A 13,479-nucleotide genomic window follows, 5' to 3' on the forward strand; every position below is an offset into this window, starting at 1 on the left:
ACCCACAAGCGCGCAGGATGTCGTCAGGTCGCACGATCGTCGTCGGGATAACCGGCGGCATTGCTGCCTACAAGGCCGTGAACGTCGTGCGCGCTTTCGTGTTGCGGGGGGACTGCGTGCACGTCGTGGCGACGCCGGCGGCGCTGCGATTCGTCGGCAAGCCCACCCTCGAGGCTATCTCCCGCAACCCCGTGCACACGGATCTCTATGAGGGCGTCGCCGAGGTGCGGCACGTGGCCATCGGCCAATCCGCCGACCTGATCGTCGTGGCCCCGGCCACCGCGAACACCATCGCGAAGCTCGCCACCGGCCTCGCCGACGACCTGCTCGGCAACACCATCCTGGCCAGCACCGCCCCGCTCGTGATCGCCCCGGCGATGCACACGGAGATGTGGAACAACGCGGCCACGGTCGCCAATGTGGCCACCCTCCGCGCCCGCGGCGTCATCGTCGTCGGGCCTGGGGTCGGCCAGCTCACCGGCGCCGACGCCGGAGCCGGCCGGATGGAAGAGCCCGACACCATCGTCGCCGCGGCCCTCGCCGCCCTTGCCTTGGCCGACCGCACCGATGGGCCAGGGGCCGACCTGGTCGGCAAGCACGTCGTGATCACCGCTGGCGGCACTCGCGAGCCCCTCGACCCCGTGCGCTTCCTCGGCAACCGTTCCAGCGGTAAGCAGGGGGTCGCCCTGGCGCAGGCCGCCCTGGCTCGGGGTGCGTCCGTGACCCTGATCGCCGCGAATCTCGAGGTTGCCGCACCAACAGCGGTGGAACTGCGGCTCGTGGGCACCGCGCTCGAGCTCGAGGCGGCCGTCACGGATGCCGCCGCCGGGGCCGACGCCGTGATCATGGCGGCCGCGGTCGCCGACTACCGGCCGGTGCAGGTGAGCGCCGGCAAGATCAAGAAAGACGAGACCGGCGACACCCTGCTGCTCGAACTGACCCGCAATCCCGATATCCTCGCCGGGCTCGCCCGGACGAAGCGCACGGGCCAGGTACTGATCGGGTTCGCCGCGGAGACGGAGCCGGATCCGGTTCGCCTGCTTGTACTCGGTCGCGAGAAAATGGCGCGCAAGGGCTGCGACTTCCTGGTGGTCAACCGCGTGGGCTGGGCGGAGGGTTTCGCCTCGGACCGTAACGCGATCACGGTGCTCGATCACGACGGAGATATAGTGTGTGAGGTCTCCGGAACCAAAATGTCGGTGGCCGGGCGCATCCTTGACCTGATCGGCTGAGACCGCTCGGGCATCCGGTCACCTGGGTTGCCGTCGCCGGCAAGGGCAGGGTCTCCGGCGCTTCCCGACCGGCACGACCGGGTGCCCGGTCGGCTCGGCCCGGTCTCAGCGGAGAATTTTTCACGTTCATTTCTTCTACACGTTGTTCTGCAACAGAGACGGGCAAGATGCGCGATCTACGCCTTTTCACTTCGGAGTCGGTAACCGAAGGTCACCCCGACAAGATCTGCGACCAGATCTCCGACAGCATTCTGGATGCGCTCCTGACGGAAGACCCGCACAGCCGGGTCGCCGTCGAGACCCTCGTCACCACCGGGCTCGTACACGTCGCCGGCGAGGTCAGCACCGAGGCCTACGTCGAGATCCCCTCAATCGTGCGCAAGTGCATCACCGATATCGGCTACGACTCTTCGGACGTCTGGTTCGACGGCCGCTCCTGCGGCGTGGAGATCTCCATCGGCGGCCAGTCGCCCGACATCGCGCAGGGCGTGGACAACGCCTTCGAGCGTCGGGAAGAGTCCAGTGTCGAGGACTTCGACCGCCAGGGGGCCGGCGACCAGGGCATCATGTTCGGATACGCCACCCGGGAGACCCCCCAGCTGATGCCGATCCCGATCTGGATCGCACACCGCCTCGCCGAACGCCTCGCCGAGGTGCGCAAGTCCGGCGAACTCGACTACCTTCGGCCCGACGGCAAGACCCAGGTCACCATCGGCTACGACGGCATCACGCCGCGCTCGGTCGAGACCGTCGTGCTGTCGACCCAGCACTCGCCGAAGGTGTCCAACGAGCAGCTGCGTGCGGAGGTCGAGGAACTTGTCATCCGCCCGGTGCTCGACCGCGTGGAACTGGACTCGTCTGAACTGAATACGCTGATCAACCCGACCGGGCGGTTCGAGATCGGCGGCCCTCAGGGCGACGCCGGCCTCACCGGGCGCAAGATCATCATCGACACCTACGGCGGTTCCAGCCGGCACGGCGGGGGTGCGTTCAGCGGCAAGGACCCGTCGAAGGTCGACCGCTCCGCAGCGTACGCGATGCGCTGGGTGGCCAAGAACGCCGTGGCCGCCGGGCTGGCTGACCGTCTCGAGATTCAGGTGGCCTACGCCATCGGCAAGGCCTCGCCCGTCGGGCTTTACGTGGAGACCTTCGGCACCGGGGTGATGGCCGACCGGGACATCACCGCGGCGATCCGCGCGGTCTTCGACCTGCGCCCGGCCGCGATCATCCATTCCCTTGACCTGCTGCGCCCGATCTACGCGCAGACCGCCGTCTACGGCCACTTCGGCCGCGAGCTTCCCGACTTCACCTGGGAGCGCCTCGACCGGGTCGACGAGCTGAGAAGCGCTGCCGGACTGTGACCGGGCAGGCGCGGCGCCGATGACCCGCTCCGGCCTCGTGGCCCGGGTGCTCATCGACTCGCCGCTGCCGCAGCTCGACCACCTGTTCGATTACAGCATTCCCGATGAGCTCGCCGGCATCGCCCGGCCCGGCGTGCGCGTGCGGGTGCCGCTGCGCTCGGCCGGTCGCGTCGCCGACGGATACCTGATCGAGGTGCTGGGTGCGGCCGAGGGGCGCGGTGCGGTCGGACCGGCCGCAGGCCCGGAGGCGCTGCCGGGTCTCGAGGCTGGCACCGAATTCCGGGGCGCGCTCAGCCCGCTCGAGAGCGTGGTCTCCGCCGCCCAGGTGCTCACCCCCGAGGTCTGGGAGCTCGCCCGTCGGGTCGCCGACCGGGCCTCGGGGAACGCGAGCGACATCATCCGTCTCGCCGTGCCCCCGCGCCAGGTCCGGGTGGAGAAGGCCTGGCTGGCGGCGCGAACAGCGGATGCTTCCGCCCCGGCCGACGGGACGGCCGGTGTTGCCACCGTGGCCGAGCCTGGCGATGTGGCCGACCCCGCCACCCCCGCCGGACCGGCCTGTGCCGATTACCCGGCCGGCACCCTCGACACGGCCGTCGCCACGGGGGCGCGCCTCTGCGTGGCCGCGGTGCCCGAGCTGCAACGGCTGCCGGACGGGCAGACCATCGGGAAGTGGGCGATCACCCTGGCCGAGCTCGCGGTGGCCGGCCTGGCCGCCGGGCGGAGCGCCATCCTCATCGTGCCGGACTACCGCGACCAAGACCAGCTTCAGGCCGCCCTCGACCTGCTGGCCCCGGCCGACTCGGTCAGCCGCGTCGATGCACGCCAGCCCAACCCGGAACGCTATCGGGCCTTCCTGGCCGCCCTTGCCCCGGAACCCCGGATCGTGCTCGGCAATCGGTCGGCCGTCTACGCGCCGGCCCACGACCTCGGTCTGATCGCGCTCTTCGACGACGGCGACCCGCTGCACGGCGAACCGCTCAGCCCCTACGCGCACTCCCGCGACGCCGCGCTCGTGCGCCAGGGCCAGTCCGGCTGCGCCCTCGTCTTCCTCGGCCATACCCGCACCGTCGAGGTGCAGCGCCTGGTCGAGCTGGGCTGGCTCACTGCGGTGCACCCCGCGCAGAACCGGCATCCGCGGATCATCCCTACCGACTTCCAGTCCGAGCCCGACCAGCAGGCCCGCGCCGCGCGCATCCCGACGGCCGCGTGGCGGGCCGCCAAGGAGGCGCTGGCCCAGGGCCCCGTGCTGGTGCAGGTGGCCAGCCCCGGCTACGCCCCGATGCTCGCCTGCCAGAGTTGCAAGAAGGCCGCCCGCTGCACCACCTGTCAGGGGCCGCTCGCTTTGGCCTCCAAGGACTCCACCCCGTCGTGTCGCTGGTGCGGGGCGCTGGCCGCCAACTGGAGCTGCACGCACTGCGAGGGGCGCGCCCTGCGGGTCGTCACCCTCGGCACCGGGCGAACCGCCGAAGAACTCGGCCGGGCGTTCCCCGGCGCGCGCATTATCGTCGCCGACGGCGACCATCCGCTGCAGCACCTCGGCGACGCCCCGGCCCTGGTGATCGCCACCCGCGGCGCGGAGCCCATCCCGACGGGTGGATACCGAGCCATCCTGCTGCTCGACGGCGAACGGATGCTCGCCCGGGAATCCCTGCGGGTCGGGGAGGACTGCCTGCGCTGGTGGTCCAACGCCGCATCCCTGGCGGCCCCGGGTGCCGCTGTGGTCCTGGTCGGCGTGGGCGGGCTCGTCGCCCGGGCGCTGAACTCCTGGCAGCCCGAGATGCTCGCCGCGTCGGAACTGGCCGATCGCCGCCAACTGCGATTCCCGCCCGCGGTGCGTGCTGCATCCGTCACCGGCACCGACGCCGACGTCGCCCTGGCCCTGGCAGAGCTGGCCGGGATGGACGGCGTCGATGTACTCGGCCCGGTCACCACGGAGGACCCCCTGGTGCGTGCGATCGTGCGGCTGCCCTACGCCAGCGGTGACGCCGTGGCCCGTGCGCTCAAGGCCGCGGTCGTGCGCAATGCCGCCCGCCGCCGGCGCCCGAAGGGGGCGGCCTTCCGCCCCGCGCCTACACTCAAAGTACGATTCGACGACCCGGAGCTGCTCTAAATGAAACTCGTCTTCGCCGGCACGCCGCAGGCGGCCGTGCCCAGCCTGGGCGCCCTGGCTCAGTCCCACCACGACCTCGCGGCCGTGATCACCCGGGCGGATGCCCCGTTCGGCCGCAAACGCGTGCTCACCCCCTCGCCGCTCGCGCGAGCCGCCGTCGAGAACGGGCTGCACGTGATCAAGGCCAATCGCCTCGACGAGGCCGCGACCGTGGAGATCGCCGCACTGCGACCCGACCTCGGCGTCATCGTCGCCTACGGCGGGCTCGTGCGTGAACCGCTCCTGTCGGTGCCCCGGCTCGGCTGGATCAACCTGCACTTCTCCCTGCTCCCGCGCTGGCGCGGTGCCGCTCCCGTGCAGCGCGCACTCATGGCCGGCGACGAGCAGACTGGTGCCGCCGTATTCCAGCTGGTTCCGGAACTCGACGCGGGCGCCGTGTTCGCGCAACTGACGCGGGCGATCGTCGAGGACGACACCGCGGGCAGCCTGTTGCGGGCGCTCAGCGACAGCGGCGCGCGTCTGCTGCTGCAGGTGATCGACGCCCTCGAAGCCGGCGGCGTCCAGGCGACCCCGCAGTCCGGTCCGGTCACCCTGGCCCCCAAGCTGACTCTTGCGGATGCCCGTATCGACTGGTCCGAACCGGCCGTCTCGGTGCGCAACCGGGTGCGCGGGGTCACCCCGGAGCCGGGCGCGTTCACGGTGCTCGGCGACGCCCGCCTCAAACTCCAGGGCGTTGCCCTGACCCAGGGATCCGAGCCGCAACCGGCCGGCCTGATCCGTGAGATCGACAAGAAAGTGCTGATTGGAACGGGGACCGAGCCGCTCGAGCTGGTCACCGTGCAACCGGCCGGAAAGACACAGATGAAGGCAATCGACTGGTGGCGCGGAGTGAATTGGACGGAGGTTGTCGCCTCATGAGCGACGACCGTCGCCAGGGGCGAAAGAACGACGTCCGTGCTCAGGGCGGCCGCGGCCTGGAGCGCCCGCAGACCGACTTCGTGCAGCCGGCCCGGCGGGTGGCCTACGAGGTCATCGCCGCCGTGCGGGAATCAGACGCCTACGCGAACCTGCTGCTGCCCAGCCGCATCAAGCGGGCGGCGCTCAGCACCGCGGATGCCGCATTGGCCACCGAGCTGACCTACGGCACCCTGCGTATGCAGGGCTTCTACGACCGGGTGATCGCCGACGCGGCCGGTCGGCCCGTCACCGTGATCGACCCGGCCATCCTGGACGTGCTACGTCTCGGTGCGCACCAGTTGCTCGCCACCCGGGTGGCCACCCACGCCGCCGTGAACGAGTCCGTCGAACTCGCCCGTCAGGTGGGCTCCCGCGCCACCACCGGTTTCACCAACGGGGTGCTGCGCACCATCTCCCGCTCCAGCGCCGACGAGTGGCGCGAACGCGTGCTCACCGAAGCCACCAGTGATGATGACCGCCTTGCCGCGGAGCACTCACACCCGATCTGGGTGGTGCGGGCGTTCCGGCAGTCGCTGCGCCTCGAGGGCCGAGAGACCGAGCTCGAGGAGCTGCTGTCGGCCGACAATGCCGCGCCCAAGGTGAACATGGTCATTCTGCCCGGCCTCAGCAACACCGAAGACACCGACGGTCTCGGCGTTGCCAACGACTTCTCGCCCATCGGTTTTGTGCTGGCCGGCGGCGACCCCGTGCACCTGATGCAGGACAGCGGCGGACGCCTTCGAGTGCAGGACGAGGGATCCCAGTTGGCGGCCCTCACGCTCAGTCGGGCCCGCCCGGTGGCGCCGGGAGAGCGTTGGCTCGACCTGTGCGCGGGCCCCGGCGGCAAGGCCTCCCTGCTTGCCTCCGAGGCGCTGGCCGGCGGGGCCAGCCTCGTCGCCAACGAGCTCGTCCCGGCCCGGGCCGCCCTCGTGCGTAAGGCGCTGGCCGCCGTGCCCGGAGAGGTGCCTGTCTGGGAGGAGGACGGCACCCGGTTCGGAGACGATCATCCGAAGGAGTTCGACCGGATCCTGCTGGATGCTCCCTGCACCGGGCTCGGCGCGCTACGTCGGCGCCCGGAGGCCCGCTGGCGCAAGCAGCCCAAGGACGTCGCCGAGCTCTCCGATCTGCAGTCCGGGCTGATCCACGCGGCCCTTGGCGCGCTCAAGCCGGGCGGGGTGCTGGCCTACGTCACCTGCTCACCGCACATCGCGGAGACCCGCGGGATCGTGGCTACCGCGCTCAAGAGATGGGAGGGCCGTGTGCGCACTCTCGACACGGCATCCGTGCTGCAGGGGCTGAGCAGCTCCGAGCTCGACCTGCCCGGCGACGGGGGCAGCGTGCAACTGTGGCCGCATCGGCACGGCACTGACGCTATGTTCATCACCCTGCTCGAGCGCATGGAGTAGCCCGCGCACCCGGACCCCGCGCACCCGGGCCCGGCACATTCGGGCCCGGCGCACCCGGACCCGGCGCATTCGGGCCCCGGCCTCGACCCAATCTGACGGAGATTCTGGCTCCCCTGGTTCTTCCGTGAGCATGGCCCGGCCGAGCCCTCGCGTGTGGCTAAGGCAGGACATCCGTCCCGCGCGTTCACCGGTGCCGCGAATCAGTGAGGCACCGGGGTAGATATCCAACCCGGCCGGCGGGATCTCCTGAGTTGACCACGACACTCGCGAATGCGCAGCGGTTCTTGCGCGGGCGGGGCGAGTGCCCGTCCCGCCCGACGGCAACCGGTGGATGCGTCGTTCCTGCGGCTGCGGCTCTGCCTCGGCCAGCCGGCATGCGGGCGGGCGGACGTCGCCCCGGCCGCGCCCGCGCGTCGCGTGGACAACTCAGGACATCCGTCGTCCGGGCTGCCCAGCCGCCGCGGACCAGTACGGGACCAGTTCGGATGCCGGTGTAGCCGGACGGACCTCCTGCGTTAGCCACAACCCGCGCCGAATCTGCTGCAGGGCTTGTGAGGTCCAGGCACTCGCATCCTTTTCCGTCGCAGCCCCAACGAATTCGACGGAGATTCTGGTTGAAAACTACTTTTTTGAAAGGTTCTCGGCCCATTTCGGCAAAATCTCCGTCGAATTCGTTCGGGACGGGATCGCTCCAGGGCCTTGGACTCGACCGGCAGGGGACTTTCGAGCCGCCGGGGCTCGCCGCAGTAGGGTGAAGGCATGGTCACCCGGATTAACCCCAGCATTCTCGCCGCCGACTTCGCCAATCTCGAACGGGACCTGGGGCGCATCCGCACCGCCGACCTGGTGCACGTCGACATCATGGACAACCATTTTGTACCGAATCTGACGTTCGGACCGCCCGTCGTCGACCGCCTCGCCCAGGTCTCCCCGCTGCCCTTCGACCTGCACCTGATGATCGAGAACCCGGAGCGTTGGGCGCTCGGCTACGCCGAAGCCGGCGCGTTCTCGGTCACCTTCCACGCGGAGGCCACGACCAACCCGGTCGGCCTGGCCCGCAAGCTGCGCTCGATCGGCGCCCGGGCCGGCATCGCCCTCAAGCCCGGCACGGCCATCGAGCCCTACCTCGAGCTTCTGCCCGAATTCGACCAGGTGCTCGTGATGACCGTCGAACCCGGCTTCGGGGGGCAGAGCTTCATGCCCTCCACCATGCGCAAGCTCCGCACCCTGTCGGAGGCCGTGAAGAAGTCCGGCCTGGACGTCTGGCTGCAGGTCGACGGCGGCATCACCGAGGACACCATCGTCATCGCCGCCGAGGCCGGGGCGAACACGTTCGTCGTCGGCTCCAGCGTGTTCAACGCCGCGGACCCGGCGAAGCAGATCGCCCTGTTGCGCGCCGCCGCGACCGAACACCAGCACGCGCACTAGTACCCTAGTCAGGTGAAGACTTTTGACGACCTGTTCGCTGAACTGAGCGACAAGGCACGGACCCGCCCCGACGGTTCGGGGACCGTGCGCGAACTCGACGCCGGCGTACATGCCATCGGCAAGAAGATCGTCGAAGAAGCCGCCGAGGTCTGGATGGCCGCCGAGTTCCAGAGCGACGACGAAACCGCCGCCGAGATGAGCCAGCTGCTGTACCACGTACAGGTGATGATGCTGGCGAAGGGGCTGACCCCCGCCGACCTGTACCGCCATCTGTGACGCGTCATCAGAGAGACTCCACCCGGTTGACCCCGTGAGACCTGTTCGCCAGAACCTGAAGACGCAGAGAGTGCCCAAATGCTGAGAATTGCCGTGCCCAACAAGGGCTCGTTGTCCGAAACCGCCGCGCAGATGCTGTTCGAGGCCGGCTACACCGGCCGCCGCGACCCGCGCGACCTCGTCGTCGCCGACCCCCGCAACGACGTGGAGTTCTTCTACTTGCGTCCCCGCGACATCGCCACCTATGTGGGCTCCGGAGCCCTCGACGTGGGAATCACCGGGCGCGACCTGCTGCTCGACTCGGGCTCCACCGCCCAGGAGATCGCCAGCCTCGACTTCGGCGACTCCACCTTCCGCTTCGCCGGCCCCGCAGGCCGCTTCACCGACCTGGCCGACCTGTCCGGCCATCGCGTCGCCACCAGCTACCCCGGACTGGTCGAGGCCTTCCTCGCCGAGCACGACGTCAGCGTGACACTGGTCACCCTCGACGGCGCGGTCGAGTCAGCCGTTCAGCTCGGCGTGGCGGATGCCGTCGCCGACGTCGTCTCCACCGGCTCCACGCTGCGCAAAGCCGGCCTCGAGATCTTCGGCCCGGTCATCCTGCAGTCCACGGCCGTGCTGATCAGCTCCGAGAACGACAAGCCCGGCATCGCGACCCTCCTGCGCCGCTTGCAGGGCGTGCTCGTGGCCCGCCAGTACGTGCTGATGGACTACGACATCCCGCAGACGCTCCTCGACGACGCCTGCCTGCTGGCGCCCGGCATCGAGTCGCCCACCGTATCGTCCCTGCACGACCCGGAATGGGTTGCCGTGCGTGTGATGATCTCGCGCCTGAACACGAACCATGTCATGGACGCCCTCTACGAGCTCGGGGCGCGCGCCATCCTGATCAGCTCCATTCACAACGCCCGCTTGTAACGGGCTGACCGGCGGTACCCAGATGCGGCGACACACAATGGAGGCACAATCGTGAGTCTTTCGGTGCGGGTCATACCCTGCCTCGACGTGGCCGACGGCCGCGTGGTCAAGGGCGTGAACTTCCAGAATCTGCGAGACGCGGGCGATCCGGTCGAACTCGCCCGCCGGTACTACGAGCAGGGAGCCGACGAACTCACCTTCCTCGATGTGACCGCCACGGTGGACAACCGTGCCACCACCTATGACGTCGTGCGCGCCACCGCAGAGCAGGTCTTCATCCCGCTTACGGTAGGCGGCGGCATCCGCACGGTCGAGGACGTGTCCCGGCTGCAGGCCAGTGGTGCCGACAAGGTCGGAGTCAACAGCGCCGCCATCAAGCGGCCCGCCCTGATCGGCGAGATCGCCGACCGGTTCGGCTCCCAGGTACTCGTGCTCTCGCTTGATGTGAAGCGTAGCGGGCGCACCGAGTCCGGCTTCGTCGTCACCACCCACGGTGGCCGCACCGAAACCGACCTGGACGCTCTCGCCTGGGCGCAGACGGCCGTCGGGCTGGGGGTCGGCGAGCTGCTCGTCAACTCCATCGACGCCGACGGCACGAAGGCGGGCTTCGACGTCGAACTCATCACGCTGATGCGCGCCCTGAGCACCGTTCCGGTGATCGCCTCCGGCGGCGCCGGCCGGGTCGAGGATTTTCCCCCGGCCATCGCGGCGGGGGCGGATGCCGTGCTCGCGGCATCCGTGTTCCACAGCGGCCAGCTGACCGTCGGCGACATCAAGGCGGAGCTCCGGCACGCCGGAATGCCCGTGCGCTGATGATGCTGTGCCTTACCCGACCCGAAACGGCTCCGTAAATGACCGATGTACTCTCCACCCTCGACGACGCCCTGGCCAGGGCCGTCTTCAACTCCGACGGCCTGCTGCCGGCGGTGATCCAGCAGTGGGACACCGGTGAGGTGCTCATGCTCGGCTGGATGAACCGGGAAGCGCTGCGCCGCACGCTCACCGAGGGGCGCGTGACGTTTTGGTCGCGCAGTCGCCAGGAATTCTGGCGCAAGGGCGACATCTCCGGCCACGGCCAGTATGTGAAGTCCGCCGCGCTCGACTGTGACGCGGACACCCTCCTGGTGCAGGCGGACCAGGTCGCAGCAGCCTGCCACACCGGCTCCCGCACCTGTTTCGACGGGCGCGGCATCGAGGTCGTGACCGGCGCCCGCCCCGCGGCACCCGACGTGGCAGCAGACCGGGCAACCACCCAAAAACCGAAGGACTGACCATGGCACCGAACAGCTCCGGCCCAGCCCCGACGACCACCGCCGGGCAGTTCGCGCTCCAGATCGACGACCACCGGGTGTTCCCCGTGGTGCGCGAACTCTTCGCCGACGGCGAAACCCCGGTGGGCATCTACCGCAAGCTCGCTGCCGGCCAGCCCGGTAGCTTTCTGCTCGAGTCCGCCGAGCAGGGCGGCATTTGGTCGCGGTTCTCGTTCGTGGGCGTGTCCTCGTTCGGCGTGCTCACCCAGCAGGGCGACGAGGCCCGCTGGCTCGACTATGGCCTCTCGGCTGAGCGCGCCCTCGGCGACGCCACCGGCCTCGGCCCGCTGGCGGCTCTCGCGGCCCTCCACGAACGCTGGGAAACCCCGCGGATGCCCGGCCACCCACCCCTGACCGGCGGCCTCGTCGGATTCATCGGCTGGGAGGCGATCCGCCAGATCGAGCGCCTGCCGAATCGCCCGCCGGCGGACTACGACGTGCCGGGCCAGGCCTTCAGCTTCGTGGCCGACCTCGTCGTGATCGACCACAAATTCGGCACCGTGCAGCTCATTGCCAACGTTCTCAACGACGGCCACGACGAACCGGATGCCCTCTGGGCGGCCGCCCAGGACCGGCTCGACGCCCTGCAGGCTCGCCTGGCCGAGCCCTCCGAGACCTGGCTCGCAGAGGTCGACCTCGCCACGCCCGCCTCCCCGACGAACCGCACCCGACGTGAGGACTTCCTCGCCGCTGTCGACGTCGCCAAGGAGCACATCGTCGACGGTGACGTGTTCCAGGTGGTCGTCTCCCAGCGGTTCGACCAGGAGTGCACGGCGGACCCCATCGACGTCTACCGGGTGCTGCGCAGCCTCAACCCGTCGCCCTACATGTACCTGCTGAGCCTGGAATCGCCGGAGAAGGAGACTTACTGGATCGTGGGCTCCTCCCCGGAGGCCTTGGTGAAGGTGCAGAACGACCGCGTGTTCACGCATCCGATCGCGGGCTCGAAGCCGCGCGGCACGACCCCGGAGGCCGACGCCGACTTCGAAGCCGAGCTCGCGGGCGACGCCAAGGAACGCGCCGAGCATCTGATGCTCGTGGACCTGGCCCGCAACGACCTGCTCAAGGTGTGTGCACCCGGCTCGGTCGAGGTGACCGAGTTCATGCGCATCGAGCGGTTCAGCCACATCATGCACCTCGTCTCCTCGGTGGAGGGGAACCTGCTGCCGGGCCGGTCCGCGATCGACGTCTTCCGCGCCACGTTCCCGGCCGGCACTCTCTCCGGGGCCCCGAAACCGCGCGCCCTCGAGATCATCGACGCGCTCGAGCCCGCGCAGCGCGGCGTGTACGGGGGGGTGGTCGGCTACTTCGGGTTCGCCGGGGACGCGGACCTGGCCATAGCCATTCGGACCGCAACGATCATGAATGGCGTCGCCCGCGTGCAGGCCGGCGGCGGCCTCGTCGCGGACTCCGACCCGGCGTCGGAATACCAGGAGTCGCAGAACAAGGCCGCGGCGCCCCTTCGCGCAGTCGCGGTCGCGAACGCCATGAAGCGGGTGCGCTAGGTGGCATCCGCACGGCGCCTCAAGCTCGGGCACATCCTCGTGGTGCTGGCGGCCAGCGGTCTGGCCCTGCTGGCCTGGACCCAGGTCTGGGTGAACGTCATCGTGGAGCAGTCCGGCTCGGCTGTGCACAGCCTCGAGGTGTCCGGCTCCACGGCCGCCCCCGGGGTGACAGCCCTTGCCCTCGCCGGACTGGCCCTCGCCGGCGCCCTGAGTATCGCCGGTCCCGTCATCCGGGTGGTCCTCGGCCTGCTTCAGGTTCTGCTCGGCTTCTCCGTGTGCCTTTCGGCTATTTTGGCCGTGACCGATCCGGCGGCGGCCAGTGCCGGCGCGGTCACCGATGCCACCGGAATCTCCGGCGCAGACTCGGTCGTCGACACCGTCGCCTCGGCGGCCGTGACCCCGTGGCCGTTCATCGCGCTGCTCGCCGGCGTGGTCATGGGCGGCGCCGGGGTCGGGGTGCTCGTCACGTCCCGGCGTTGGCCCGGACCGACGTCCCGCTACCAGGCCGTGCGATTCGAAGCGGCCGAGTCGGCCGAGTCGACGGATGCCGACGGTCCCGACGCCGCGGACGTTTCCGCACCCGAACGTGACGCCATCGACGACTGGGACGGGCTGAGCCGCGGCGAAGACCCCACCACCCCGCAGTGAATCGAGACCTGATTCCCGGTTTCACCTGGTGCGCTGGGGAGGCCGGGGAACCGTGGGGCCGCTAGACTTGACTTGTCCGTCAGCGCACAAGAGGAGAATCATGAGCTTTGAATCGGTAGACCCAGGTGAAGGCCATTCGATCGCGGCCTGGACCGCCGTCACCATCATGCTTCTCGCCGTCGCGATCGGCACCGTTGCCTTCTTTCTGGTGATCCCTTGGCTCGTCTGGGCATCCGTCGGACTGCTGGTGGTTGGCCTGCTGGTCGGCCGGATCCTCGCCAAAATCGGTTACGGCGTGGCCGATACGGCTCACCTGGGCCACTAGTCG

Annotated in this window: 13 protein-coding genes; all 13 read left to right on the forward strand. The window is 69.7% G+C overall.

The genetic code is table 11. The features are described 5' to 3' along the window. Positions 1-17: 17 nt before the first annotated feature. The 13 genes from coaBC to CXY79_RS07605 all read left to right on the forward strand — a co-directional run bounded on the left by coaBC (position 18) and on the right by CXY79_RS07605 (position 13,476). Entirely contained in the window at positions 18-1,232 is a 1,215-nt protein-coding gene (gene coaBC, locus CXY79_RS07545) for a bifunctional phosphopantothenoylcysteine decarboxylase/phosphopantothenate--cysteine ligase CoaBC (RefSeq protein WP_104100519.1), read from the forward strand. Positions 1,233-1,399: 167 nt separating this feature from the next. Further along, on the forward strand, positions 1,400-2,593 hold the full coding sequence (gene metK, locus CXY79_RS07550) for a methionine adenosyltransferase (RefSeq protein WP_104100520.1): 1,194 nt from the start codon (positions 1,400-1,402) through the stop codon (positions 2,591-2,593). 19 nt (positions 2,594-2,612) lie between these two features. Next, on the forward strand, positions 2,613-4,703 hold the full coding sequence (locus CXY79_RS07555) for a hypothetical protein (RefSeq protein WP_104100521.1): 2,091 nt from the start codon (positions 2,613-2,615) through the stop codon (positions 4,701-4,703). Beyond that, positions 4,704-5,621 carry a methionyl-tRNA formyltransferase gene (gene fmt, locus CXY79_RS07560; protein WP_104100522.1) on the forward strand — a complete coding sequence of 306 codons (918 nt, stop codon included), beginning with the start codon at positions 4,704-4,706 and terminating at the stop codon, positions 5,619-5,621. After that, a complete protein-coding gene (locus CXY79_RS07565) occupies positions 5,618-7,066 on the forward strand; it encodes an RsmB/NOP family class I SAM-dependent RNA methyltransferase (protein ID WP_104100523.1) in 1,449 nt (482 codons plus the stop codon). Before fmt ends, CXY79_RS07565 begins: the two co-directional genes overlap by 4 nt. A gap of 759 nt (positions 7,067-7,825) precedes the next feature. After that, positions 7,826-8,494: a ribulose-phosphate 3-epimerase gene (rpe, locus tag CXY79_RS07570; RefSeq protein WP_104100524.1), complete on the forward strand. Its 669-nt coding sequence runs from the start codon at positions 7,826-7,828 to the stop codon at positions 8,492-8,494. Between the two features lie 12 nt (positions 8,495-8,506). Beyond that, positions 8,507-8,770, forward strand: a complete 264-nt coding sequence (locus CXY79_RS07575) for a phosphoribosyl-ATP diphosphatase (RefSeq protein ID WP_104100525.1) — start codon at positions 8,507-8,509, stop codon at positions 8,768-8,770. Between the two features lie 78 nt (positions 8,771-8,848). Next, complete coding sequence (hisG, locus tag CXY79_RS07580; RefSeq protein ID WP_104100526.1) at positions 8,849-9,688, forward strand: ATP phosphoribosyltransferase; 840 nt, start codon at positions 8,849-8,851, stop codon at positions 9,686-9,688. A 51-nt stretch (positions 9,689-9,739) separates the two neighbouring features. Beyond that, positions 9,740-10,501 carry an imidazole glycerol phosphate synthase subunit HisF gene (gene hisF / locus CXY79_RS07585; RefSeq protein WP_104100527.1) on the forward strand — a complete coding sequence of 254 codons (762 nt, stop codon included), beginning with the start codon at positions 9,740-9,742 and terminating at the stop codon, positions 10,499-10,501. Positions 10,502-10,539: 38 nt separating this feature from the next. After that, positions 10,540-10,959 (forward strand): phosphoribosyl-AMP cyclohydrolase, encoded by a 420-nt coding sequence (gene hisI, locus CXY79_RS07590; protein WP_104100528.1) that lies wholly within the window; start codon positions 10,540-10,542, stop codon positions 10,957-10,959. A 2-nt stretch (positions 10,960-10,961) separates the two neighbouring features. Further along, positions 10,962-12,503, forward strand: coding sequence for an anthranilate synthase component I (locus CXY79_RS07595; protein ID WP_104100529.1), 1,542 nt, complete (start codon positions 10,962-10,964; stop codon positions 12,501-12,503). Continuing rightward, on the forward strand, positions 12,504-13,151 hold the full coding sequence (locus tag CXY79_RS07600; RefSeq protein ID WP_104100530.1) for a Trp biosynthesis-associated membrane protein: 648 nt from the start codon (positions 12,504-12,506) through the stop codon (positions 13,149-13,151). 100 nt (positions 13,152-13,251) lie between these two features. Further along, positions 13,252-13,476: a DUF6704 family protein gene (locus CXY79_RS07605; protein ID WP_104100531.1), complete on the forward strand. Its 225-nt coding sequence runs from the start codon at positions 13,252-13,254 to the stop codon at positions 13,474-13,476. Positions 13,477-13,479 lie beyond the last annotated feature (3 nt).

The organism is Cryobacterium sp. M96 (genome assembly GCF_002929845.1).
Classification (GTDB): Bacteria; Actinomycetota; Actinomycetes; order Actinomycetales; family Microbacteriaceae; genus Cryobacterium; species Cryobacterium sandaracinum.

What these genes read in the sequence shown, in the direction of transcription:
- coaBC (WP_104100519.1), top strand. Translation starts at nt 18, where the DNA reads ATGTCGTCAGGTCGCACGATCGTCGTCGGGATAACCGGCGGCATTGCT.
- metK (WP_104100520.1), top strand. Translation starts at nt 1,400, where the DNA reads ATGCGCGATCTACGCCTTTTCACTTCGGAGTCGGTAACCGAAGGTCAC.
- CXY79_RS07555 (WP_104100521.1), top strand. Translation starts at nt 2,613, where the DNA reads ATGACCCGCTCCGGCCTCGTGGCCCGGGTGCTCATCGACTCGCCGCTG.
- fmt (WP_104100522.1), top strand. Translation starts at nt 4,704, where the DNA reads ATGAAACTCGTCTTCGCCGGCACGCCGCAGGCGGCCGTGCCCAGCCTG.
- CXY79_RS07565 (WP_104100523.1), top strand. Translation starts at nt 5,618, where the DNA reads ATGAGCGACGACCGTCGCCAGGGGCGAAAGAACGACGTCCGTGCTCAG.
- rpe (WP_104100524.1), top strand. Translation starts at nt 7,826, where the DNA reads ATGGTCACCCGGATTAACCCCAGCATTCTCGCCGCCGACTTCGCCAAT.
- hisG (WP_104100526.1), top strand. Translation starts at nt 8,849, where the DNA reads ATGCTGAGAATTGCCGTGCCCAACAAGGGCTCGTTGTCCGAAACCGCC.
- hisI (WP_104100528.1), top strand. Translation starts at nt 10,540, where the DNA reads ATGACCGATGTACTCTCCACCCTCGACGACGCCCTGGCCAGGGCCGTC.
- CXY79_RS07595 (WP_104100529.1), top strand. Translation starts at nt 10,962, where the DNA reads ATGGCACCGAACAGCTCCGGCCCAGCCCCGACGACCACCGCCGGGCAG.
- CXY79_RS07605 (WP_104100531.1), top strand. Translation starts at nt 13,252, where the DNA reads ATGAGCTTTGAATCGGTAGACCCAGGTGAAGGCCATTCGATCGCGGCC.